This window comes from Shewanella atlantica (genome assembly GCF_003966265.1).
Taxonomy (GTDB): Bacteria; Pseudomonadota; Gammaproteobacteria; order Enterobacterales; family Shewanellaceae; genus Shewanella; species Shewanella atlantica.
In genome coordinates this window covers 105674-130120 of sequence record NZ_RXNV01000005.1, presented here as the reverse complement: position 1 = coordinate 130120, position 24447 = coordinate 105674, and the positions used below count along the sequence as shown (strand labels likewise).

Sequence of the window (24447 nt, the reverse complement as noted above, 5' to 3'; positions counted from 1 at the left end):
CAGTTCTACTGCGCTTTGATTTTATGGATCATGGTGTACATCACAGGGATCACTATGAGGGTTAATATCGTGGCGAAGGTGAGACCCGACATGATGGCGACAGCCATCGCCTGGAAGAAACCATCAAAAATCAATGGGATCATGCCTAGTACAGTCGTAACTGCAGCCATACTTACCGGACGAACCCTAGACACTGACGCATCCACAACAGCGAGGTAGGCCTCTTTACCCTGGGAGAGCTGTAGCTTTATCTCTTCAACCAACACAATGGCATTTTTAATCAGCATCCCCGATAGGCTCATGGTTCCCAGCAGTGCCAAGAAGGTGAAAGGCATGTTGGCAAAGTAGAGTCCTATAACAACCCCAATAAGAGCGAATGGCACCACAGTCCAGATAACAGCTGCATCTTTATAGGAGGCAAACAAAAAGATGGTTATCAGCATCATGACTAAATAGCCGCCGCCAAGTTTTTCACTCAAGGCAATCATGGCATCGCGAGATGACTCATACTTTCCCCCCCAAGTTAAGCTGTAGCCTTCGGGCAGCTCAATAGCTTCGACTTCAGCTTTAAATGAGTTTAAAACCGACGCAGTGGTACTACTGCCCATCGGACTTTCATCAGTCATCGCCATAATAGTGCGTTTGCGGTCTCGTCGCATAATGACCGGGTCTTCAAACTCCACCTGTACCTCTTTTAGCACTTGGCCAAGATTGACGTACTGGCTTAACTCGTGACTCCAGATCTGTAGCTCATTAATACCGCCAATATCCATTCTCTCCTGCTCAGGAGGCTGAATAATGATGGGCAATAGATCGCTACCATCTCGGTATAATCCCACGGCTCTTCCCGAGAAATTTGCCAGCAACACGCTATCAACTTGCGCCTTACTGATCCCGAGCGACCGACCCGCAGCATCATTAAATTGCGGGCGGATAACTTTAGTACGCTCACGCCAATCATCTCTGATGGCCGATGCATCTTGAGAATGTTCCATAATCGCTTTTGCCTGCGCCGATAAGCTTCTTAATACATCAGGATCGGGGCCCACAAATCTCGCTTCTACTCGGCCGTCGGGTGCAGGTCCCATCTCGAAGCGTTTAAAGTTATAGGTAGCTCCAGCAAAATCTTGCTCGACTATCTCTTCTACATCACTCATCACCTCTTTGAGGCGAGCAACATCTTTCACCGTGATCAGCAAGTTACCGTAGTTGTTGTAGAGCTTCTCTGGCTTATAGGCGAGCATAAACCGAACATGCCCACCACCTATGCTGGAGGAGACCTGTTCAACTTCTGGGTGTGCGAGTACGGCTTGCTCCATCTTTCTCATATGTTCAGCGGTGGCATTAATATCGGAGTTATATGGCAGCCAGGTATCAACCATAAACTTCGGCAGGTTCATTGGTGGAAAGAACTCATTTTTCAGCATGCCAAAGCCTTTTACTGAGCCGAGCAGCAACACAATGAGCAGCAACATGGTGGTTTTGCGGTACCGAATACAGCCCGTTAAGATCGCGCGGTAACTGGTAAATATGACACCTTTATAGGGATCGACCATCTCACCGTCTGTAGCCACTTTCATCGACTTAAACAGCCTGTCGGCCAAGAATGGCGTGATGGTGATTGCGGTGACCCAGCTAAGCGTTAATGAAAACAGAACCACCCAAAACAGACTACCAACCAGCTCACCCGAAATATCTTCAGATAAACCAATCGGGGCAAATGCGGTTACCGCAATAACGGTGGCACCCAGTAGGGGCCACTGAGTCTGTTTTACAATCTCCACCGCCGCATCGAAGCGTGTTTTACCGCGCTGCATGCCGATGAGTATGCCTTCAACAACAACGATGGCGTTGTCGACTAACATCCCTAAAGCAATGATCAGTGCACCTAGTGAAATCCTTTGCAGATCGATGGCCATCTGCTCCATGGCCATAAAGGTACCCATAACACTGAGTATTAAAACGGTACCAATAATGAAGCCACTTCTGAGCCCCATGGTCAGTAAAAGCACTACAATGACAATGGCAACGGCTTGAATAAGGCTGACAACAAATCCATCTACCGCTTGTTTAACCTGTTCTGGCTGGTTGTAGATAAGCTCCAAATCCATTCCGACTGGGCGATACTTTTCTAGCGAATCGATTAAGGTGTTAATTCGCTCTCCCACGGTGATCACGTTCTGACCCCTAAGAAAAGAGACCCCAAATTCGAGTGCAGGTTGACCATTAATGGTCATCATCTTAATCGGTGTGTCGGCGTAACCCATTTTCACATCGGCTACATCGCTCAGATAAATACGGGCATCACTTCCTTTGGGACTGACCACCAGCTCTCTAAGCTCACCAACGTTGGAGAACTCTCCTGTTGGCGACAGACGAATGGTGTCGTTTTGCACCCTGATTCGGCCCGCATTGGAAACTACATTCTGCCGAGCTAATAGCGACTCAATGTGACTCACCGGGATGTTTAGCGCCGCCAGCTTTCGCTTTGAAAGCTCAATAAACACTTGTTGTTGCTGGGTACCCGCAACACTTACCTTGCTAACCCCCTCTATCGTCACCACCTCACGACGAAGATAATCGGCATAGGACTCTAATTCGGCATAACTGTACCCTTCACCCGAAATGCCCCAAATCATGCCATATACATCACCAAAGTCATCGTTTACCACAGGTGTACCGGCGCCGGGGGGAAGCCCCTTTAAGTCGCCAATTTTGCGCCTAACTTCATCCCAGATCTGTGGCAGGTACTTGCCGGTATACTGCGACTCCATCATCACTTCGACTTGGCTTAACCCCGCTGTATTAACCGACTTTATGTATTTAACATAGGGCAGTTGTTGCAGCGCGTTCTCTATAGGAAGCGAAAGCTCCTCCTCGACTTGCTCCGCCGAGGCGCCAGGATAGCTGGTAACTATCATGGCTGAACGCGGAGTAAACTCAGGATCTTCCAGTCGACCTAAGTCTTGAAAGGCAAAGTACCCGCCGACGCCCAGTAAAACGATAATCAGCCAACTAATGACGGAATTTTTAATAAAAAAACCAGCAATGCCGCTACTTTCCTTTTCGATACCGGTATCCATTACAGGCCTCGCTCACGTGCCATTGGCTTGATTTCCTGCCCCTGTGCCATACGAGTCGGTGCTGCGGCAATAATGCGCTGACCAACACTCAGCCCACCCGCTATAACGGCACCGTCATGCTCAATGCGGTTAAACTCAACCTCCTGTTGCGCAACTTGGTTACTATCATCGACTACCCATACAAATGACTTCGAGTCACCTAGCGCAATTTTTTCATCACTAAACACAGCTGCTAACGGCACTTTAACCAGCTCCGCTTGTGCTAAGTTTTGTGGCAGGCTCAATGATAGGTCGGCACTCATACCCGGGAGAATTCGCAGGGAGTCAGGTGACAACATAGAGAAAGTCACGCGATAACTGAGTGCGCCATGGCTACTGTTCTTTTGCATCTCTTTAAACTGAGCTTCTATCTGTGTATTGGGGTAGGCATCCAACACCACTTTTGCATTGAAATTGATAAGTTTCCCAGGGTCGAAGCGTTCAACTAATTTTTCAGGGAGATCGAAACTCACCTCTTGAAGTGATTCATTTTGGAATGAGAGGATCGGCTGAGCCACGGCGATATGGTCATGCTGCTCTACATGGTTTTTTGCCACAACCCCTTCAAATGGTGCCCGCAACTCGGTGTATTTAAGACTTTGATTTGCTTGTTCTAACGTGGCTTTTGCAACCAGCATTTGTGCCAGTAATGTATCCGCCTCAGATTTTGACGCTAAGCCTTTATTTGTGAGTCGTTGAATACGCTTATATTGTGCGAGCGCCAGATCATATTTGGCTGAAGCATTGTCGACGAGAATGGTAAAATCGGTATCATCAAGTGTAGCGATTAATTCTCCTTTTTTGACTTTTTGCCCCTCTACTACATCCAGTAAATCCACTTGCCCATTCACTCTAAATGCAAGCTCTGTGCTTTGCTCTGCCCCGATTACTGCCGAAAATCGTCTCTCACTATTAGGGTTGGCAGCCTCGACTGTAATGACCTTTGCAGGTCGAATAAGGCTAGGCTCCTGTTCAGCACTCTCTTGTTGTTGAGTTTTACAGCCAAACAATACCGATGAGCCCATTAAAGCTAACAGTAATTTGTGGTTTTTTACGTCAATCATCTCTTGCTCCAAGCTCCACCTTTTACTGTGTGGAGGATGTGGGTAGTCATGCCAGGATTGACCATCTAATACCTGCGGCCTTATGAATGGGTACAGTTAAGAGACAGGCTTAACAGTCTTACGTGACATAGCGATATTCATTAGAATCGGGCGCGATACGTTATCCAGGCGTTGTTATCACTATCCCCCGTGATCACTACAACGTTGTCTTGATCGACCTTGTAACCAATTTGAAACTCGGCGGAAAACCTTCTTGTTTCTTCACCATCTAAGCCGTAGCTGTATTGCGGTGCGATCTGTAAAAAGAACTTTTCGGCAAAGTCATATTTGAAGTAGTTAACACTGGAGATAATGCGAGTTTCTCTGAATTGGTCATTTGCCTCCCAACTCTTGCCGTAGGTTAATGCACTGTATAATTTAACTTTGTCGGAAAGCGGGAAGACCTGCATCACCCCGACTGTGGCGTAGTTGCTAGTGAGTCCATCAACAGAGAAATCATGCCCTGCATCGATAAAAAGTCCGGTGCCGGTCTTCTTATTTGGGGTAAAAAAACGTACCCGATAGTTTTCGAAGTTATTTTTAGCTTCTAATTTACCTAGTGCGCCCCAATCCCCTTTGGAAATACCAAACTGAAACGTCGCGCCCAGCCCTTTGTTGCCCGCTACAATTTCGCCACCGGTATAGACCGACATAGGGTCAGTCATATCAGCGGGCTCTTCAGCGTAAACAAGCTGTGAAATCACGAGTGCCATTAGCGCCGGCAATGTTCTGTTAACCATCTATATATCCCCTGCAAATCAAGAATGAGGTGCGCTTGAGCGCACCTGCTATGGTTATTTTTTGCTCTTTTCTTCAACGACAGACTTGTCGTTCATACCAATGCCGCCGTTTGTTAAACGAGGAGGGAAGGCTTGAAGTGACTGCTGATGCTTACCAACCGCTTTTAGTAGCTTTGGCAGTACCCAAGTCTTCTCTTTCATCCACAGGAACCAACCGCGGGTATCAGGAGAGCGCTCAAACGGATCCGCTTTAATATTGAGGATCATGCCCAATGGCCACTCATCTGCAGGGGCAATCCATTCGGTTTTGGTTTTAAGGTGTACTTTCCACTCATCAACACGGAATGCATTTAAGCTATTCTCGTTATAGAAGAAGAACTCATGCCGATTACTCTTGCCACCCTCAGTCAACATATCCAGTTGGTTATAACCATCGATATGCACCTTGTAGGTTTCGTCGTTAATCTTCTTGCCTGTTAGCAAGTCTTGCTTGATATTCGCGTCACCCGCCGCAGCCATAATCGTTGGCACCCAATCTTCGGCAGACATCAAACCATCGGTGTATTCTCCTTGAGGGATCTTAGCTGGCCAGCTCACTAACATAGGTACGCGGAAGCCGCCATCCCAAGTGGTACCTTTTTGGCCACGGAAAGACGCCGCTCCGGAATCAGGCCAATGGTCCAGATTCACGCCGTTGTCGGAGGTAAATAGGATGATGGTGTTGTCTATCTCTCCGGTCGCTTCTAGCTTGTCGAGAAGCACACCAATTTGATCATCGAGCTCAACTAAACCGTCATAGTAGGTATTATGTTGGCTAGCACCTTGGTACTCAGGGCGCACATGGGTTTTCTGGTGCATACGCGTTGGGTTGTACCACATGAAATATGGCTGGTCGTCATTCGTCGCTTCATGCTTTTCTAGCCAGTTGATAGCAAAATCTAAGAACTCACCATCGACAGTCTGCATCCGCTTAGAACCCAGTTCACCTTGGTCGCTAATTGTTTGCTTACCGACTACACCAAAACGGGGGTCAACAGTATCGTCAAACTTATCGGTCGCGACGGTATGGATCATGTTGCGACCGCGCCCTTTGAAGTTAGGGTCTTTTGGAAACTCAGGCTGCTCGTGCATCTCCATCACGTTTAGGTGATACAGGAAGCCGTAGAACTCATCAAAGCCGTGCACTGTTGGTAGGTGGGGATTATTATCGCCTAAATGGCTTTTACCCACATGCACCGTGGCATAACCTTTGTCTTTTAGCATCTCTGCGAGCGTTGGGTCCTCTTTTTGCAAACCACGAGTCGAACCTGGTTGGCCGACAGAGGTTAAGCCGGTTCGAATAGGATATTGGCCAGTAATAAAGGCAGAGCGACCCGCAGTTGAACTGCCTTGAGCATAGTAATCACTTACCATCATGCCGCGCTCGGCAATACGGTCGATATTAGGCGTACTGACTGCGCCTAAACCGCGGTGATATGCGGAGATATCCATGGTGGTGACATCATCTAACATGATGGCAACGACGTTAGGCTGAGTTGATGCTGCTGACACACCGGTAGAGGCAACAACTGCTAAGGCGATCGCTGACTTGGTTAATTTGTTAACCATAATGGCTCCTAGATCTATTTAACTGAGTAATGAGAAACGTTATTTAAGGTTTTGGATCGCAGGCACTGTCCACTTCATCTCAAGGATCTCTTTCGATGGAATGTAGAGCCTGGCGAGTACATAGAAATTGCCTTCTGGCGTCGGTAACCAGTTAGCGGATTTGTCTCCAGCGGGGTTGTCATGCTGCAGATGGATGTCGAATGAGCCATCGGCGTTTTTATCGAGATCGGTGAGGTTATTGACGCTGTAACGCTTTATCTCATTACTGACCAAGAGTTTGGTTTTGGCGTCGTATACCGTCAGTGACCAAAAAGCACCTACTGGTGGGGCTTTATCAAAGCTCATCTTGTAGCCTTGACCACCATTCAGAGGCTTGCCTTTACCGTCGGTGTAGGTGATTGGGTAGATAGCTTCGTTTGGTCCTTGCCCACCAAGGTACGGTCCGGCAATCAGTGATCTTAAGGCGTTGTCATCACCAAAATCATCGAGTTCAAACGCATAGAACCAGCCATCTTTGACTTCGAGCGTATTCGGGTTTGCCACTTGAGCACTGATAATCTGCTGGGCATCAGTCATGGCTTGCACCAACACCTGCTGCATTTCTGGAGATAGTTTAGTGACGTCAAAACCTTGCTTAGTTAAACCAATCTTTTCAAACTGACCAAACAGTGCCTGTTGGCGCTCATCAAGAGGGTTTTGTTTGACGTACTCTGCCAGCTCAGTGAAGAAGCGTAGCGCATCCTCCTCTTGCCCTGGTCTTGCGCTAAGTTCGGTAGCGACTTGCTTGGCTGGTCGACCTAAATACTCGCTTAATGGTGTGAGCTCATATTTGTCTTGTACGGCATGTACATTGGCATAGTCTTGCTCACCTAAGACCTGTGTGCGGCCCCACAACCAGACTTTGTCTGTCGGTGCTTCGATCACTTTAGTGTTGCGAGGCGCTTCCCCTTTCCAGCCAGGTGGCACGATAAGGAACTCTTTGGCGAGGCTGCCAGTTTCACGAGTACCAACGTATTGAAATAGGTTGTGCCACATATCAAACATGTTGATGACAAAGTATCTATCTTCAACATCTGGCACGGATAGTACGATTGGCTCCTCAGAAACGTCCAATACTGCACTTGAGTACAAGGTATCTCGGTTCGCCGTTGGCATGTCTTTGTCTGCCGGTGAACTGAGTCTTCTGGCGTGTCCAAACTCGTTTAAGGGGGCGCGATAACTGGTATCTGCTTGAGGCGAGCTGATGTCGGTATATTGGCGGGAGATCTGCTCCATTCTTACCAATGCTGAACCCCACAGATAGGCATTTACACCCAAGCTGTAGGTTTCACCGAGTAAACTTTGTTGGATGGTTAATGTCTGTTCTGACTGAGTATTTTGCGAACTTTGCTCTGCATAACAAACTGGTGACGTTGCAATGGCGATAGCCAGTACGACTTTAGCTAAATGGCTTTTAATCATAGTGTTTCTCCGTTTTTTTAAACGATAAATAAAAACGGATAAAAAAGGGGTGATAGTGATTATTACGTTATTTAATAGCCTGAATCGATGGGGAGAACTGGCTGTAAATATACGAGTTACAGCTTATTGAAGGGGAAGGTTGGAGCCTGCGCCGTACTGATTTAAGCCTTGGAAATCATCGGCGCATGCGAATTTGAAGGGCTAGGTTTATGCTATTGGTTCATTAAGGCTAAGATTTCATGCTCTAGCCAGTCCGTTAATGGATTATGTCGATTTCGTTGATGGGTAAATAAGGCGTACGAGCGTCTGAAGGTATCCTTATAAAGCTCTTTAGGTAACCCCTCATAGCGATAGTCATTTCCCAGTACTGTAGCGCATTTTTCAGTAGCCACGCAGATAAAGTCGCTGTCTTTAACCAGTTTGAGCATCATGCTCATGTCACTGCAGCGCAAGTTAATATGTCCATCGAGGTCATATTTCTTAATCAGCATTTCAGCCTTTGAGGGCTCAGTGTAACCTGGAATAGTATTAACGCAGATTGGATAGTTGAGAACTTCGGTAAGCGTATTGTCTTGAAGCGGATGGCCTTTGCGCATAATTAACATGAACTTGTCGTAACCAAGGTCACGCTGATATAAAACCTTATTGGTATCCATCGGCAAGTAAGATATTCCCCAAGCTTTAGGATCGCGCTCTAGAAGTTGTACGGCATTGTGGCCCCAATGAGCACACTCAACGGTGAGTTTAGGGGCGAGCTTAGTAAGCTTACCAATAAGCGGCGCACCGATAACAGCCATCAACGGGGAGGGAAGCAGCAACTTGAGCTCGCCAGACATATCGGCAATATTCCACACCTCTGCATCTAAGTACAACTGCTCCATCTGCTCAAGTAAGTCCGGTAGTTTAGCAATGATAGTTAAACACTTTGGTGTGGGCTCAAGTTGAGTTTTGCTGCGCACGAATAGTTCATCATTAAACTGCTCACGTAGCTTTTTCAGCATAACGCTAATGGTTGGCTGACTCACATTTAAAGCTTTGGCGGCCTGCACTGTTTGTCTTGTTTCATTTAAGACCAATAGCAAGCGCAATAAATTATAATCGTTCGACATGACAACCATTACGATTCCATTTAAAAATTCATTATAAGAACATTTTGCCGCTATAACATACTCATGTTATTGATAAATGCCGGATTGCCGATATTTACTCGCTACCAAATGTTTAAAAAATGGGGAAGAAAGCAGGTGAATAGCCCTGTTTCATCGCATCGACCATCGACAGCATCTTAGGCAAAGCATGTTTAAAAAAGATCTCGTAACCCTCGCAAAGCACGTTATGATTCTCACCTTGCGCTGTTTTTAGCGTTCTATTTTTAGGGCAGCCGCCGTTACATATGTCGAGAAAATCACAATCGCGACACTTGTTACTCAATGCTTCATATTTTGCCGCGCCAAAGGTAACTTGCCTCTCACTGTTTGCCATCGCTTTTAAGCTGGACTCGCTGTTACTGAGCTTGAACTCGTCATAACCATAATGATCGCAGCTATAAACTGATCCATCGGTTTCAACCATCAACTGCTGGCCACAGGTCCTACTGTGGTGGCACATCTGGCTTTTATAGCCCATCAATATCATCAAGCAGTTTTCAAAAAACTGGATATAAACTTTGCCTACATCTTTTTCGCTCCAGAGGTCAAAAAGCTCACAGAGAAACAAGCCCCACTGCTTTCCTGTTAACGACCAGTTGTACTCTGAGCGGCTATCAAGTTCATGATCGACGCAAGGTTGAAACTGCATATAACCACTGCCAGCTTCTTTCAAAAATGGATAGATATGCTTGGCGTGGCGATAGGTTTTATTATTCACTACGGTTAAGGTATTAAACTCAACATTGAAGTTTTTAAGATGCTTTATGCCGCGCATTGTGCGCTCGAAAGAGGAGTGACCTTTCTTATCGATCCGAGCAATGTCGTTAAGCAGGTTGGGGCCGTCGATACTGACCCCCAACATGAAGTTATGGTCAGAAAAGAATTGTGCCCAGCGTTCATTAATCAAGGTGCCGTTAGTTTGCATGGTGTTCATCACCACTTTTCGGGTGGTCGACTCATGCTGTTTCTTCACTGCGCTTTGGTAAAACTCCAACCCCCTAAGCATTGGCTCACCGCCATGCCAAATGAAATCGACCTTTTCCGCTTTATTTGGCTGTGATTTTATGTGCTCTTTTATCAATTGTTCCATTAACTCTTCACTCATTGAGCAGTTTTTATCTGCTTCATCTAAGTGGTTTAAGTAGTAGCAATAGCTGCAATCTAAATTACATTTTGCTCCTTCAGATTTAATGAACAAACTAAACGGTAAATTAAGGTGATTCATACAGGTCTCCAAACATCTTTATTTTAAAATAGAGATTAATAAAGTCTGTCACAATAGCCTGAAAACCCCTCAGCTATTCCATTAGCTCTTCACGCCAACGGCTTGAATGTTTATTCGTTTTAAAACAAGAGTCTATGTATGTCGATTCGCAGTATTAAGATTCTTGATATTCACTATTTAACATTTTTAAAGCCTTGTCTCATACACTCTGGCCATCGCCATTAACTACGCAAGGCTTACTATGAAGAAACGAATTCTCTATCCACTTATCTGCTCTGCAATGAGTGTATTTAGCACGTCAGCAGTAACGGCAAACACAATTGATCCTGAAGAAGAGCTAGCCTACAACTTAGGTATTCAGGCTTTTATATATGGTGCAGGTCCGCTAACAACCTCACAAGTTAGAAAGACATCCACTACAACATCTGTCCCGCTGAATAATGGCATGGCACCAATGAACCAGATGGGGAAAACCCTTAAGCTATCAGGGCCAGAAAGCAGAATTGTGCCGACAGTTAATAACGATACACTCTATTCTCAATCGCACATCAACCTCAATGACACCGGCCCATTAGTCATTGAAGTACCGGTGACTGATAACCGTTATTTTATCGTGCAGCTATTGGATAATTATACCGAAGCGGTCGAGAATTTAATTACCGAAAATGTCGGCACTCAAGGCGGTAAATTTCTGTTAGTCAATAAAGGATGGAAGGGTGATGTCCCTGAAGACATCGACAGAGTAATTGAATCGCGCACTCCTTTTGTCTGGTATATTCAAAGAGTTGGCGTTGCAGGAGAGCGAGACTTAAAAGCGGCGAACAAGGTAAATGCTGGCTTCATTAACTACCCGTTAACTCAGCTAGGCCAACCTCAAGAGCCTGTACAGCTAAGTCAAGCTACGGGCGGCATTCCTCCGATGACCCGGCCTGAAGGGCTGGATTGGTACAAACTCATTGACCAGGAGTTACGCAGTAATCCGATTGCATCAGATTCACCCATTGTAGATCAGTTCAAGTACATCAATATTGGACTGGCTCAACCGTTCGATGAGGAGAACCTATCTGAAGCACAAAAGCGTGGCCTGATGCGCGCATTAAGCTCTGCACAGCAAATAATCTCTTATGCAGGTCGTGACTTGGGGGTTAAAAATAACGGCTGGTCGATGATGTATGAAGGCGGAGTATATGAAACAGACTACCTCAGCCGTGCCAGTATTAACTTTAGAGCAGCAGGCCTAAACACCAAAGAGAGAGCCCTGTATCCGAACCGATATACCGATTCTAATGAGCAACAATTAGATGGTAAGTATGAATACAGAATGACGATGCCTGCAGATGCACCAGCAAAAGCGTTTTGGTCAGTGACCATGTATGATGCGAAAGATCTCTATATGATTGAAAATCCAATTGATCGCTACTCCATTTCAAGTAATCGACCTGACGAATTAGTTTATAACCGAGACGGTACGTTAACCCTGTGTATCCAACATAAGCAACCAACCGAAGCCAACTGTAACTGGTTACCCGCGCCTAAAGATGACTTCTATCTGCACATGCGCTTATATGAGCCAAGTGAAGCAGTATTAAAAAACCAATACCAATTACCTGAAGTATTTAAAAAGTAGGCCGACTTCCCAATGCGCTCCCCCGGGGAAAAGGATTTCTCCCACCTCGAGCAATGGACTTATCTACTCATTGTGTGTGAAACATTATATTTATAGTTATTCAGAAGATACACATGAACTATATCTGAGGTGTTGTGACGTTTGATTTGCTTGCTCACTTTTTCATCACAATTAGATGTGCATGTTATTGCAAAGAATTTGCAAAGGTGTTTCATCTGGTTTTTATTTATTGATATTACTAAGTATTTTTAGAGGTGTTCTTTTCAAAATCCGTTGCTTTCGAGCGTGACGGTTCAAGTCCGTCCTCCGGTACCAATCAAATACTCTTTATTAGAGAAACTCTCGTTTGAGAGATAAGAACCTGCTTTTTAGCAGGTTTTTTTATGCCTGAAACTTATCTTTTAACTCTTCATAAAGTCATAAAAAAGGAAGCTTAGCTTCCTTTCTCAATGTTTTATTAACTTTGCAGAATTTTCAGTGGTAACCCAAGCATGTCGTCACCGGAACCTGCCAGATACCAGATGATTGCCACCAAAGCACCTACAGTTAGAAAGTACCATAGGGTTGAGAATATCTGACCATATCTGTCTAAAGGCAAGAGGTGGCTCTGGTGACGGGTTTTCCACTCAAAAACGATCTCTAAACTACCAATTAGCAATAAGAAGCCTAATAGCGCTAAGCCTAGAGTATAGCTAAGGTATACACCGATCGCGGCTCCCGTGATACAGGCCCCGAGTCCCATGATGCTGTTCATGGAGAAGCTGATACTTTTTAGTATATGGCCGCCATCGAGGGGGAGAATGGGCAACAGGTTAAATAGGTTTAATAGTGCATTGAATGCCGCGAGTCCGGCAAAGAATACATTTCCGGTTAGCCAGTAAGCCAGTAAAGAGATGATTGACATCAGTAAGCCAAAGCTGGGCCCCATGATCGAGATAACTACATCTTGCCAACGGGTATTTATCTTCTCATCACTGAGGGCCAAGCCTCCCATAAACGGGATGAGATAGATCCCTTTCGTTTTCATTCCAAAGTGCTTCATCGCACGAATATGGCCATATTCATGAAACATCAGGCAGGCGATAAGGGCGAGTGCAAACTGGAAAGAAAATAGCCAGGAGTAGGCAGCTATACTGGCGCCCGCTAGTACGACCTTGATGACTTTGGCACTCTTGAGTAACTTAAAGCCAAGGGACGCCAGCCCGACTAAGCTGAACTGTTTTTTTATTTGAATCGGTTTTACTGGGATCTGACGCTCGATATCTTTACTGTTTCGGCTTCCTTTTGCGATTACGACCTCATCTTTAATGAGTCGATAGTCGATATTAAAAGGCTGCCACATCAGATCGATCTCAAGGCTTATCTTAATCTTGGTCGAAGTCATGATCTCTTCATTGAGTGGCGCTGCGTCAGGCTCGCCTGCTTGTATGGGGTGCGGGGCTTGGCTCGTTAGTTCAAAGTTGTGGGTTTTAAGTCCTTCATTATCGGCACTCGCCTGCTTTACCGAGACTAAGGTGTCTCCCCAGAAAAGCTGTTGCCAGCCAGCCATAGAACCTTCCAGTCTCAGCTCTTTTCCCAAACAATCAATTCTTAGTAGTTCCACAGATAATCTCTTAACTTCAGCCGACATGTGTATTTCAGGAGGAGATTATGCATGGAAAACTTAGGGGAAGCGAGAGGTTGGTGCCTGTGCACCAACCTCTCAGGAGTTTAGTTAACTGCGGTTACTGTAATCGAATTTAATTTCTTGATTTTCATTGAATACGATACAGGTTCCATGTTCACGTTGGGTTCGGTTAAAGGCTTGTCCGATATGAAGCTCGACGTTGGCGAAGATATGTTTATGAGCCTCTATGCGGTTATCATGATAATAGGTTTCGACCTCTTGCTTGATAAGCTCATATTCAACCTCCTCCTTAGCCCGCTCCTCTGTGATGCGACTTTTTTCCTCCAGCATCATCTTCACTTGTTCTACCATCATCTCGTCATCTTGCCATTCGCTCTTTGGAGGCAACTTTTTAAGGCGAGCTTCAATGTCTAATTTAGCAACCACCATAGCTTTAACGGCTTGATCTAATTCTTTAAGCTCTTTCTTTAACTCAGTCTGCTTCATGGCACAGAATACTTCGGTCTTAGTTCCCGCGGTTGCTCCTATGACCACAGCCTTTAACCCCTTCGCGGCTTCGACTACACCGCCGACGAGATCTCCTCTGCGATTATTAGCATCGCTTACCGTGAGTCTTTGTTTAGTTCGTGTATGGCTGTGTAGTAACTGCTTAGTCACCAGGATTTCGCCTTCGGCATCCAAATCTGAGTACTGGATGAATTGAGCACATATTTGCCCTTTGGCTTTAATCTTAGTGGAGAGCTCTCTCTCTTTGAGCTGTCTCCCTATGATCCCTTTACTGACAATAACATCGCCGTCTGCGTAAAGAGAGGCCGAATCGACAAAGCCGATGACGGTGATATCACCACTACTCTTTACTTCCATACCTTCGTGAACATCACCCGTGATTAAGATACTGCCCTTAAACTCGACGTTACCATAACCGACGTCGACGTCTTTAATATTGAGAACATCGTCAACTTGCATACCCGACTTAGTTTCGACAGGTTGCCCCGCGACCGTGGCGAGTAACAGGTTGGGGTTCGATTCTGATAACTCGGTGCCTTCCCCCGGTGAGAGGGGGGTATCTTTACCTGATAGGGGAGCCAGTATCTCTCCGTGGATGTTATATCCTTCGACGCCCAGCGTGGCTGGTATTTTCTCAATGAGTAGATCGCCGGGTTTGACCATGATGACAGCGCCTAGGTTACGCATATCGACAGTGCCGTCTTCATTCTCCTGGGGTTGGAGCAGGCGTTCCCTGGCAAGTGGAACTTTTCTTTCAATGAGAGCGTTGTCTCCGTTTACAGCAGGCTTTCCTGTTGCAATAACGCTACGGCAGGTTTTTCCCGGTTCGAGTTGAGATAGCTGCTTGAGAAGTGTCTGAATTTTAACTTTGCTGAGTCCCATGCAAACATTATTCGCCTTCAATGCCTTCAATATATCCTGAATGCTGACCTCCTCACCGCCCCAAGCAGCGGTAAGTTGCATCTCCGACTCCATCTTATCTTCGCTGACTTCTAGCTCTATTGTTCCATTGCGGCGCTCCGCAATTTTAAAAAACAGTTCGAACTGACCATCGTCCTGACCACAAAGTTGGTTAATTTCGATAACAGCCTTCTGGATAATATTTTCTAAAGGAAGAAGCTGCTCGAATTCGGGGAGTGACAGAAGCGCAAGAATGGCTTCCTCGGTGACCGGACCATGGGTATTAGGGATAATTCTTAATTCGACAAAAACATTGTCAGCACTTAGTTCAACGAGTTCTGGATCCAACATAGCCAATTCCAATGCAATGAATAGTTATTATTTTTTTTCTTTTTTACTACTCGAGTATAACAGCATAAAGTTTGACCTATGAAGCCCTAACTGTCTGAAAATTTAACGGAGTTTGTAAGGTTTGAAGTAGAGCATTCTTTTTATACTTTTGAGGTGGAGCGGCATCGAAATTTAATACCGCTGTATTTGTTCGCTTTGTTTTGCTTTAGTTGCTGATTTTATTTGAGTAAACTTTATATTTGTTGTTCTGTGCAGAGACATTTACCTGTTTGAAATGAGTCGAAATTGAATCACTATATGGAAGGTGTCTATTGGCAACAATATGCCAAACCCCCCCTTTTTCTAGCTTTTGCACACTATCTTTTACAAAATTCTTGGCAATGTCAGTGGTACTTCTCAAGCCATCATGAAATGGAGGGTTAGATATGATGCCATTAAAAAGCCCCTTAGTTTGAGTCAGTCCATCTGAGGGATAGGTGACGGCAGTAAAGTTATTGGCTGCTAAGGTGAGTTTGCAAGACTCGATGGCCATTGCATTAATATCGACGCATTCAATCTTTAGCTCAGGCTGTGCCTTGAGTAGGGCTGCCGCTATAACGCCGGCCCCACACCCAAAATCTAACACTCGGCCAGACAAGTTGGGTAAGTGAGACAGGAGCAGTTTTGTCCCTTCATCTAAACGCTTTTCACTAAAAACCCCAACAAGGTTACAAATAGTAATTTCTCCCTGAGGTGTTTCAAGTTGATAATTACGTACCCAGTCCGAGAGGTTAATTTGAGGGGCTTTCTCTATGAGTTGACTCACATAGAGTAAACAGTGCCTTGCGCTGTCTTGCTTAAAAGGGTTATCGAAGTAATCAGGCACCTGTTTAACGATGGAGCGGATCCCCCCCTTATTTTCACCGACAACCAGAAGTTGCCCATTATGCTTGAGATGAACTCCAGCCAAGTTTAGCAGGTATGATGCAAGTGGCTTCGCTTTGGGGTAATAGATAATCACCGTATCGAATAGTTCTTCATCGGGCAGCATGTGTCCAAAATGAAGTGCCAGGTTTGGCTCAGCATATGGGCTCATGATCAGGTGATGATGATAATCGAGCGATAGCGCCGTGACTTTTTGAGCCGTTTCCAATAATTGCTTGGGTAGCAGATCGCCTTCATAGTTAAGCACTAATACATTTTGATCTGTAAATAGATCGCTATTTCTAAGAATGAGTTGAGATGGATTAGTTAACACAACTGGCCAGAGTCTGAAAATTTGACCGCCATTATAGCTTAAAAATAGCTGGATTTATTCGTCTATCTGCTTCCGGTGGTATTTGCTGAAAAGGTCAATATATGCGCCCGATTCGTTTGATGCTTTTCAAGGTGAGTGCGGTTAATTTATTAGAGGAGTGTAAATTAGCGAATTTTGGAAACCGCTTATTTTATAGTTAGTTGATAGTAGTTTTTATAACTTAAAGTTTTAGGTTCAGGATTTGTGATCTATTTTTACACTTAAAATTACTGGATTTATTAACCCATTATCGGGCGATAAGAGGAATTTTTGCCTAAGCTGTAGATGAGTGGAGTTTTAGTGTCGCTTTTTGCAGTTTGGCTTCATATGAGCTTATATCCAAGCATTTCAGGGGAGATGAACATTTGAGGTAAGTCGTGGGCTTAGTCATTTATCATTTGGGCCGTTAGCCTGCAAAGTGATAACTTTTCGATGAGCTAAGCAAGTATCAAATGTTCTCAAACAATATGGATATATAAGGTTATCTTAGGGATAGTAAGGAGACTGGAGAATGCGCCTGCTGGCTACATGGATGTTAGTTTTTTATCTTTTCTGCGCTCACTCGAGTGCGGCTCAGGTCATCGTGAATGATTCGGCCATCGATTTCCCTCTTCCTGCCCAAGAGCTACGTCTGATTTTTTCGATGCAGAAAGTCTATTGGCCGGACGGACATAAAATAAAAGTATTTATCCTCGCTCCAAGTTCAGATCTACATAAAGAATTTTGTTTTCAGAAACTCGATATGATGCCTTATATGCTTCAGCGCAGATGGGACCGGCTGGTCTTTTCCGGTACCGGTGAAAGGCCTGTTATTTTAAAATCTGAAGTTGAAATGAGAGAGCAAATATCGAACACTCCCGGTGCAATCGGTTATGTCAGCGATTCAGTATCTGTAGCGGGAGGCCTGTATGTTTACAACCATTAATCGATACTCATTGTCCTTGTGTCCCTTGCTGTTACTTACCTCATCAGTTGCTACCGCGTCAGAATGGCAATTAAGTGGGTTTGTCGGCCAAGGTTTTGTTGCTGCAGAGGATACTCAATTTATTGTTGGAGATGACAGTAATACATTTGATATCACCGAAGCCACTTTAGCCTTGTCGTGGACGCCCGTTGAGAACATTCGCCTGGCCAGTGCGCTGACTTTCAGGCAGTGGGGAACACTTTCTGACCCGGGTGTCATGTTTGATTATCTGTTTGCTGAGTATACCCATCAGCTTGGGGAGGGGATGCTCGGCATACGCGCCGGACGTTTTAAAAATGAAACCGGTTTCTATTCCAGTACCCGCGATGTGCCCTTCACTCGCCCGAGTATCATGCTTCCTCAGTCAATTTATAGTGATTACTTTCGTGATGCACAGCTTCATATCGAAGGAGGGGATCTCTTTGGTATGCATCAGCTGCTCGATGGTGCCGTCGATTGGCACCTGTCGGTCGGCCAGGTCAATGTGACTGAAGATTTAGATCGCAACGTAATGGGGAGTGCAGATTTTGGCGAGTTCGATTCCGAAGGGTATTACTCCGGGGATATAGAGTTTCAAAATGACTACTTACGTTTAGGTGTCAGCTATTATGATGCAGAGGTTAGTTTCGACCCCTTCATTCCCGGTTACTACTACCCAGGAGAGATACAGTTAAGTAATTGGGTTTTTTCCGGACAATTCAGATATGAACGATTCGAAATAACGGCCGAGTACTTAAGGGGGGACAGGGTAACCAATGGACTGGTACAGCCGTTAGCAGCTGAAGAGCTGACTGATCCCAGTGAAGGGTACTATGTAGATGTGAGGACTTATCTTCCTCACGATGTGGAGTTGTTTGTTCGATATGACAAGCATATCGATAATACTGATGACCCCGACGGTACAAATTCCGAAGCTGTATACGGTTCGCCTGCATACTATGGTTATACGAAAGACTGGACTTTCGGTGTTCGCTGGTTCCCAAGCAATGATTGGCTACTCGCAGTTGAGTATCATGACGTTGAAGGCGCTTCCTGGGTGACACCAATTGTCGCTCCGGATCCAGTCAATCAGGCGAAGCACTGGTCTCTGTTTGCCCTGCAACTCTCATATCGCTTCCAGTGGTGACTCTATGACGTCGCCCGATACCAAGAGTATTTTTATCAGCTTGAAGTGGAAGCTGCTTATTGCTGTCATGGTTATGTTGACGATATTAGGGGGGATATTAGGTGGCTTTACCTTTCGCCAATTGATTAATCAACAAAGCTATCAACTCGCTTCACAGCAAAATCAATTGGCTCAAAACCTTCAAAGTTCAATCTCATTAACTGTTGATCAGTCTTTGCTGGCAGCTCAACAGATATCCCTGCTGGTCAATGATGGAAGCAATGATGATGTGAAGTTTGATGTGGGTAATTATCAGGAGATGTTGGATAAACGTTGGCCGGATATTCAGCTGTACTGGGAGTTGAACACTATTCACCTGATGTCACTCTCTGGGGAGGTACTGGCGCATGCCGGCAATCGGGTAGATGTCGAAGACAGGCAATGGTTTGAAAGCAGCTCTGTGAGTATCGAACCACATTGGCGCATCGTGTGTCATCGTGAATGTGTGATTCAAGTGCTGGTTCCTAATTTACTGCAAGGAGAGCCCCACCTTCTGTTTTTAGAGTCGGGACTGACCGATATCCTGGCTCGATTTCGGGTAAACGGAACATTTGAATTAGCCGTGCTCGGTCCAAAAATCGTGCATCCGGTAGGCCGTAACTATTGGGCCAGAGAGCTATACAGTATAAGTAATAAACGTATGAGTCTGCCCAGGCTGAATAAAATCGCCGATAATTTTAGTTGGGAGCAGATTGCCAGTAAGGGGGGGATATATGAAGTCAACGGTGAATATTCGGCTATCTGGATTTTCCCTCTGGCTGAAGGGGCTAACTCTCCGGCAATCTTAGTGATCAACAACATCAGTGATTGGCAGGCAATACTCAATGAGTTTCAGGAGAGTATGCTGGGAACGCTTCTGTTTGCCCTGGTTTTATCCGGCTGTCTTGTCATTCTTGTTGCCTGGGCGCCCGTGGTGAGTTTGAGTCGGCATGCCAATCTGCTTCCCCTGCTTGCAGAGCATGATTTTGAAACCTTAAAAAAGTTATCGCCTAAATCATCATCCTTGATTGTCGATGAGGTCGATCTTATCAATACGGCTACCAATCAACTTGCGGAAAGATTGCAGAATTTAGAGTTGGAGGTCGATGAGTACACCAGTGAACTCAAGCGGCTAGCCATGCTCGACACGCTGACGGGCCTACCAAATAAGGCCATGTTGATGCATGAGCTCAAAAAGACCATAGCGTGTGTGGGACGTATTCATGATCAAGTTGCCTTGATGTATCTGGATCTCGACGAGTTCAAGCGTATCAATGACACCTTAGGCCATACACAAGGTGATGAGCTGTTGAAGATAGTGGCAGTCCGGTTAAATAATAGTGTTCGTGCTATGGATACGGTATTTCGGCAAGGTGGAGACGAGTTTCTTATTTTACTGCGAGGGATCCGATCTGATCAGGATGTACGTAAAGTGATCCATAAAATATTTGCCTCGCTACAGCAGCCTGTCGTTCTCGGACATCATAAGTTGATCGTGACGACAAGCATAGGCGTCGCCTATTGTAAAAGTATGAATGTCAGGGCCGAAGAGTTAATTAAATATGCCGATTTAGCCATGTATCAGGCTAAAGACGCGGGTCGGAGTAACTATCGGGTATTTACCGAGGAGATGCTGCATAAAGCCAATAACCGCTTAATGATTGAGCAAGACATTGGTGCTGCGATTGCCGAGAAACAGTTAAGCTTGTTCCTACAACCCATTGTAGCTTTACCCGATAGTAAACTAAAAGGCTTCGAGGCATTGATACGATGGTTTCACCCTGAACTGGGGCTCATTATGCCGGGAGATTTTATTCCCGATATTGAACACAGTGAGGCGATCATTCGGGTTGGAAATTATGTACTGGAAGAGGCGGGGGCAATGTTATCCCGATTAAGAAAGCAGGGGTGGGAAGACCTGTATATGGCGGTCAATCTATCTGCCAAACATTATATGGATCCCGGATTGATTCCTCTCGTTCAGCATATTTTGTCTAAATATGACCTTCCTCCTGAAAGCCTGCTATTGGAGGTGACTGAGGAAAGCGTGATTGAACAGGTTGATTTGGCTCTGTCGGCAATGAAATCTCTCAAGCGTCTGGGGGTCAGGATAGCGATTGATGATTTTGGAACGGGATATTCCTCCCTAAGCTATCTTAAACAGTTGCCTTTCGATGTCCTCAAGATAGACAGATGTTTCACTGCCGGAGTACTCGAGGGGAGCGCCGATACACATATTGTGACTACGGTTATCGAGTTAGCCCATAACTTAGGGCGAACAGTGGTCGCAGAAGGGATAGAGACTCCTCAGCAGTGTGAATTCCTGGCTGATGCCGAGTGTGAACTCGCTCAAGGGTACCTTTTTTCAAAGCCCTTAGAAGAGGATAAAGTGTTTGGAATATTAACTCAGATAGAGCGAGACCGAGTCTGGCCGATAGAGGCCGCCCCCCAACTGGGTAAGCTAGGGAGCTGAGCTTGGTTAAAGTCAGAGCGTTTTAATATTGATTAATTTTTGCTTTCCACCGGCACAGTTGCCGCTGCAACCTTGGCTTTCTTAGGAAGCAAACTCATAATCTTCAGTGCAATATCGGTATTGTCCTGATAGCCGCCAAAGAGTTTAGATGCCGGGCCCGATGCAAAGACCTGTACATCCATTCCTGTATGTCCGCCTGTAGTCCAGCCTGTATTTGAGCGGTTGTCGATAAGCTTCTTGATAGCTGTTGCCATCACTTCCAGTCCCTGCATGCGTGCGCGGGACAGCTGTGTGAGTTCATCAGTGCTGAGTTCAAATCCCAACTTAGATACCAGCTTATCTTTCCAGCTACTATCGGCGAGTGCGTTAGCGGCAATGTTTGCCGGGCTAGATTTTACAGCCCTGATAATGTCGGTCTTCCAGCTGTACTCACCATTGGCACCTATGCTCAGGCCTCCTGTGTTGTGATCGGCAGTGGCGATCATCAAGGTATCATTGTTTTGTCTAACGTACTGCTCAACGACCTCTAAAGTATTGGCAAATTCGTCCATCTCGGCCATTGCGGTTGCGATATCATTATTGTGTCCGGCCCAATCGATTAAGCTGCCCTCGACCAATAATACGAAGCCCTTCTCATTCTGAGAAAGTAACTTCAGTGCCTTAGCCGTCATCTTACTGAGTTTGTGGGCACCAACTTCATCGATGGCCCAGGGCAGTTGCACTTCGGCAAACAGGCCAATTACCTTGGGCTCAGTGACAGAATCCAATTGAGAGAAATCTGACAGGTACCGGTAACCCTTAGCCTCAAATTGGCTGATAAGTTTAGCCGGGAAGAACTTTTGTCCCCCGCCTAACATGACATCCGCATCGGTATTCAGGTAGCTGTTGGCTATCTCATCATAATTTTTGCGGCTCTCATTATGGGTAAGAAATGCAGCGGGAGTGGCATGGTTTATCTGAGAAGTCACCGCGACTCCGGTAGACAGCCCCTGTTTTTTTGCCACCTCCATGATAGTGGGTAGGGTTTGTTTGTCGGTATCGACCGATATCGCCCCATTGTAAGATTTTACTCCCGTCGCCAAGGCCGTTGCCGATGCCGCGGAATCTGTCACGTAACCGCTGACGCGGGCCGGATAGGTGCTGGCCGTTCCGACTAGGAGTCGGTCGAATACCGTCTGCTCAATCTCTTGTGTTTCAGGGTTGTCTTTATAGTATCTATACGCGCTGGTGTAGGCCGGCCCCATACCGTCACCAATTAAGATAACGATATTTTTAGGGACGCTGGGAGCGTCGCCCATCATGGGATGAATTGGGGTATCGGCATACACAAAAGCCGACACCGTGGTGGTGAACAATACCGCCACGGTGAGTAGAGAACGTTTTAAACTGAATGATGTAGGTCTCATTAATCTGGTCCTAACTTGCCTTTAATCTTGCTTCGATCGAGTCCATCAACATACCAGTGATATCGACATCGAAGGCGGCTTCGATCTCTTTGATACAGGTAGGGCTGGTCACATTTATCTCGGTGAGTTTGTCACCAATAACATCTAATCCTACGAAGATGAGGCCACGTTTCTTCAATTCTGGTCCAATCGCTCGTGCTATGGCCCAATCGCTTTCAGATAGTGGTTGAGCAACGCCTCTGCCGCCAGCGGCCAGGTTGCCTCGTGTTTCACCTTTTTGAGGGATGCGTGCAAGGGAGTAAGGAACCGGCTCGCCGTCGACGACCAAAATACGCTTATCGCCTGAGGTGATATCCGGAATAAATGCCTGAGCCATCGCATAGCGCTGGCCGTATTCGGTCAAGGTTTCGATGATCACGCCCACATTGGGATCGCCGGCCTTAATTCTGAAAATCAGTGTGCCGCCCATTCCATCCAGTGGTTTGAGGATGATATCGCCTTTTTGCTTATAGAATTCACGGATGCGCTTTGCATCGCGGGTGACCATAGTCTCAGGAGTGAATTCAGAGAACCAGGCGGTGAAAAGTTTCTCGTTGGCGTCGCGCAGGCTCTGAGGCTTATTGACAATAAGCACTCCCTCTTCTTCAGCTCTTTCAAGCATATAGGTCGCGTAGATAAACTCGGTGTCGAATGGAGGATCCTTACGCATCAAGACGACATCGAGAGCCGAAAGTGGGGTATCGACGGGCTCGCCTAACTCGAACCAATTGTCGGGATCTTGCTTTACCGACAGTTCACGCATGTTGGCCATCGCCTCACCATTGACCATGGCAAGATCTTGCATCTCCATGTAGAAGAGTTGATAGCCACGGCTTTGAGCGGCCAATAACATGGCGAAACTTGAGTCTTTCTTGATGTTGATATCGCTGATGGGATCCATCACTATGCCGAGCTTGATCATGAAGTCGCTTCCTTGTACCACCCATTTTTGATGGTCTTAAATTAGGTTAATATTGGATATGGGGGCGTTAACCCAGATCACCAAATTTCAGTTGCAGTGCACTTATTGCCGTTAAGGCTGCCGTTTCGGTTCTCAAAACCCGGGGGCCTAATAATACATCGGTAAAGGCATGTTGTTCTGTCATCGATATTTCGGTTTCAGACAGGCCACCTTCTGGCCCGATCAACAGCCTGACTCTTGGCTCCGAAAGGGTTAATCCTCCAATACCGTGTGCCGCTCTAGGGTGAAGATTCAATTTAAGCGAGTCTGTCTGTTCGGCGCTCCAGGCCTCTAAAGACATCGCGGGCCTTACCTGAGGAACAAGACTACGACCCGATTGCTCACAGGCCCCAATAACGATCTTTTGCCATTGATGAATTTTCTTTTCCAATCGCTCGCCCGATAGCTTTACGCCGCAGCGTTCAGAGAAGAGAGGTGTAATGGTGTTCACTCCCAGCTCAACAGACTTTTGAATGGTGAAGTCCATACGGTCGCCACGAGATATCACCTGACCTAAGTGCAGGTGTAGCGGAGACTCACTATCATTAGTTACAGATGAAAGGATGGTGACTTGAACATTTTTCTTACTGGCGGACTCAATTTGAGCAAGGTACTCATTACCGTCGCCATTAAACAGGCTCACCTGTTCACCGTTGGACATGCGCAGTACACGACCAACATGAGAGGCTGCTTCATCGTCGAGCGCAACTGACATACCTACCGTAAAGGTGGATGCTTGGTATATTCTTGGGATTCTCATCTATT

Annotated in this window: 17 protein-coding genes; 4 read left to right on the top strand and 13 right to left on the bottom strand. The window is 45.9% G+C overall.

Annotation, left to right across the window (positions count from 1 at the left end):
* Positions 1–5: 5 nt before the first annotated feature.
* From EKG39_RS13100 to EKG39_RS13070, 7 genes are all read right to left on the bottom strand, one after another.
* On the bottom strand, positions 6–3083 hold the full coding sequence (locus tag EKG39_RS13100) for an efflux RND transporter permease subunit (protein WP_126506195.1): 3078 nt from the start codon (positions 3081–3083) through the stop codon (positions 6–8).
* Complete coding sequence (locus EKG39_RS13095) at positions 3083–4186, bottom strand: efflux RND transporter periplasmic adaptor subunit (RefSeq protein WP_126506194.1); 1104 nt, start codon at positions 4184–4186, stop codon at positions 3083–3085. Before EKG39_RS13095 ends, EKG39_RS13100 begins: the two co-directional genes overlap by 1 nt.
* 140 nt (positions 4187–4326) lie before the next feature.
* A complete protein-coding gene (locus EKG39_RS13090; RefSeq protein WP_126506193.1) occupies positions 4327–4965 on the bottom strand; it encodes a hypothetical protein in 639 nt (212 codons plus the stop codon).
* A gap of 54 nt (positions 4966–5019) precedes the next feature.
* On the bottom strand, positions 5020–6573 hold the full coding sequence (locus EKG39_RS13085) for an arylsulfatase (protein ID WP_126506192.1): 1554 nt from the start codon (positions 6571–6573) through the stop codon (positions 5020–5022).
* Between the two features lie 39 nt (positions 6574–6612).
* Positions 6613–8034: a DUF1254 domain-containing protein gene (locus tag EKG39_RS13080; RefSeq protein WP_126506191.1), complete on the bottom strand. Its 1422-nt coding sequence runs from the start codon at positions 8032–8034 to the stop codon at positions 6613–6615.
* A gap of 212 nt (positions 8035–8246) precedes the next feature.
* Positions 8247–9152 carry a LysR family transcriptional regulator gene (locus EKG39_RS13075; protein WP_126506190.1) on the bottom strand — a complete coding sequence of 302 codons (906 nt, stop codon included), beginning with the start codon at positions 9150–9152 and terminating at the stop codon, positions 8247–8249.
* Positions 9153–9255: 103 nt separating this feature from the next.
* Entirely contained in the window at positions 9256–10407 is a 1152-nt protein-coding gene (locus tag EKG39_RS13070; RefSeq protein ID WP_126506189.1) for an anaerobic sulfatase maturase, read from the bottom strand.
* Between the two features lie 241 nt (positions 10408–10648).
* Here EKG39_RS13070 and EKG39_RS13065 point away from each other — a divergent pair, with 241 nt between their 5' ends.
* Positions 10649–12034 (top strand): DUF1254 domain-containing protein, encoded by a 1386-nt coding sequence (locus EKG39_RS13065; protein ID WP_126506188.1) that lies wholly within the window; start codon positions 10649–10651, stop codon positions 12032–12034.
* 457 nt (positions 12035–12491) lie between these two features.
* Here EKG39_RS13065 and EKG39_RS13060 read toward each other — a convergent pair whose 3' ends face one another.
* From EKG39_RS13060 to EKG39_RS13050, 3 genes are all read right to left on the bottom strand, one after another.
* Positions 12492–13664 (bottom strand): site-2 protease family protein, encoded by a 1173-nt coding sequence (locus EKG39_RS13060; RefSeq protein ID WP_185817595.1) that lies wholly within the window; start codon positions 13662–13664, stop codon positions 12492–12494.
* Positions 13665–13748: 84 nt separating this feature from the next.
* Entirely contained in the window at positions 13749–15419 is a 1671-nt protein-coding gene (locus tag EKG39_RS13055; RefSeq protein WP_126506186.1) for a flagellar assembly protein A, read from the bottom strand.
* A 205-nt stretch (positions 15420–15624) separates the two neighbouring features.
* Positions 15625–16656, bottom strand: coding sequence for a methyltransferase (locus EKG39_RS13050; protein WP_126506185.1), 1032 nt, complete (start codon positions 16654–16656; stop codon positions 15625–15627).
* Between the two features lie 550 nt (positions 16657–17206).
* Here EKG39_RS13050 and EKG39_RS13045 point away from each other — a divergent pair.
* Genes EKG39_RS13045 through EKG39_RS13035 form a run of 3 tightly spaced genes read left to right on the top strand, consistent with a single transcriptional unit; the run spans position 17207 to position 21276 of the window.
* Positions 17207–17620 carry a hypothetical protein gene (locus EKG39_RS13045; RefSeq protein WP_126506184.1) on the top strand — a complete coding sequence of 138 codons (414 nt, stop codon included), beginning with the start codon at positions 17207–17209 and terminating at the stop codon, positions 17618–17620.
* The gene (locus EKG39_RS13040) at positions 17604–18785 is read left to right on the top strand and encodes a hypothetical protein (protein ID WP_126506183.1); all 1182 of its coding nucleotides are present in this window, start codon (positions 17604–17606) and stop codon (positions 18783–18785) included. Before EKG39_RS13045 ends, EKG39_RS13040 begins: the two co-directional genes overlap by 17 nt.
* A gap of 4 nt (positions 18786–18789) precedes the next feature.
* Positions 18790–21276: a putative bifunctional diguanylate cyclase/phosphodiesterase gene (locus EKG39_RS13035; protein ID WP_126506182.1), complete on the top strand. Its 2487-nt coding sequence runs from the start codon at positions 18790–18792 to the stop codon at positions 21274–21276.
* A gap of 32 nt (positions 21277–21308) precedes the next feature.
* Here EKG39_RS13035 and EKG39_RS13030 read toward each other — a convergent pair whose 3' ends face one another.
* The 3 genes from EKG39_RS13030 to rsmE all read right to left on the bottom strand — a co-directional run bounded on the left by EKG39_RS13030 (position 21309) and on the right by rsmE (position 24442).
* The gene (locus EKG39_RS13030; RefSeq protein WP_126506181.1) at positions 21309–22682 is read right to left on the bottom strand and encodes an alkaline phosphatase; all 1374 of its coding nucleotides are present in this window, start codon (positions 22680–22682) and stop codon (positions 21309–21311) included.
* 10 nt (positions 22683–22692) lie between these two features.
* Complete coding sequence (gene gshB, locus EKG39_RS13025) at positions 22693–23643, bottom strand: glutathione synthase (protein ID WP_126506180.1); 951 nt, start codon at positions 23641–23643, stop codon at positions 22693–22695.
* Positions 23644–23710: 67 nt separating this feature from the next.
* Positions 23711–24442 carry a 16S rRNA (uracil(1498)-N(3))-methyltransferase gene (gene rsmE, locus EKG39_RS13020; RefSeq protein WP_126506179.1) on the bottom strand — a complete coding sequence of 244 codons (732 nt, stop codon included), beginning with the start codon at positions 24440–24442 and terminating at the stop codon, positions 23711–23713.
* Between the last annotated feature and the right edge of the window lie 5 nt (positions 24443–24447).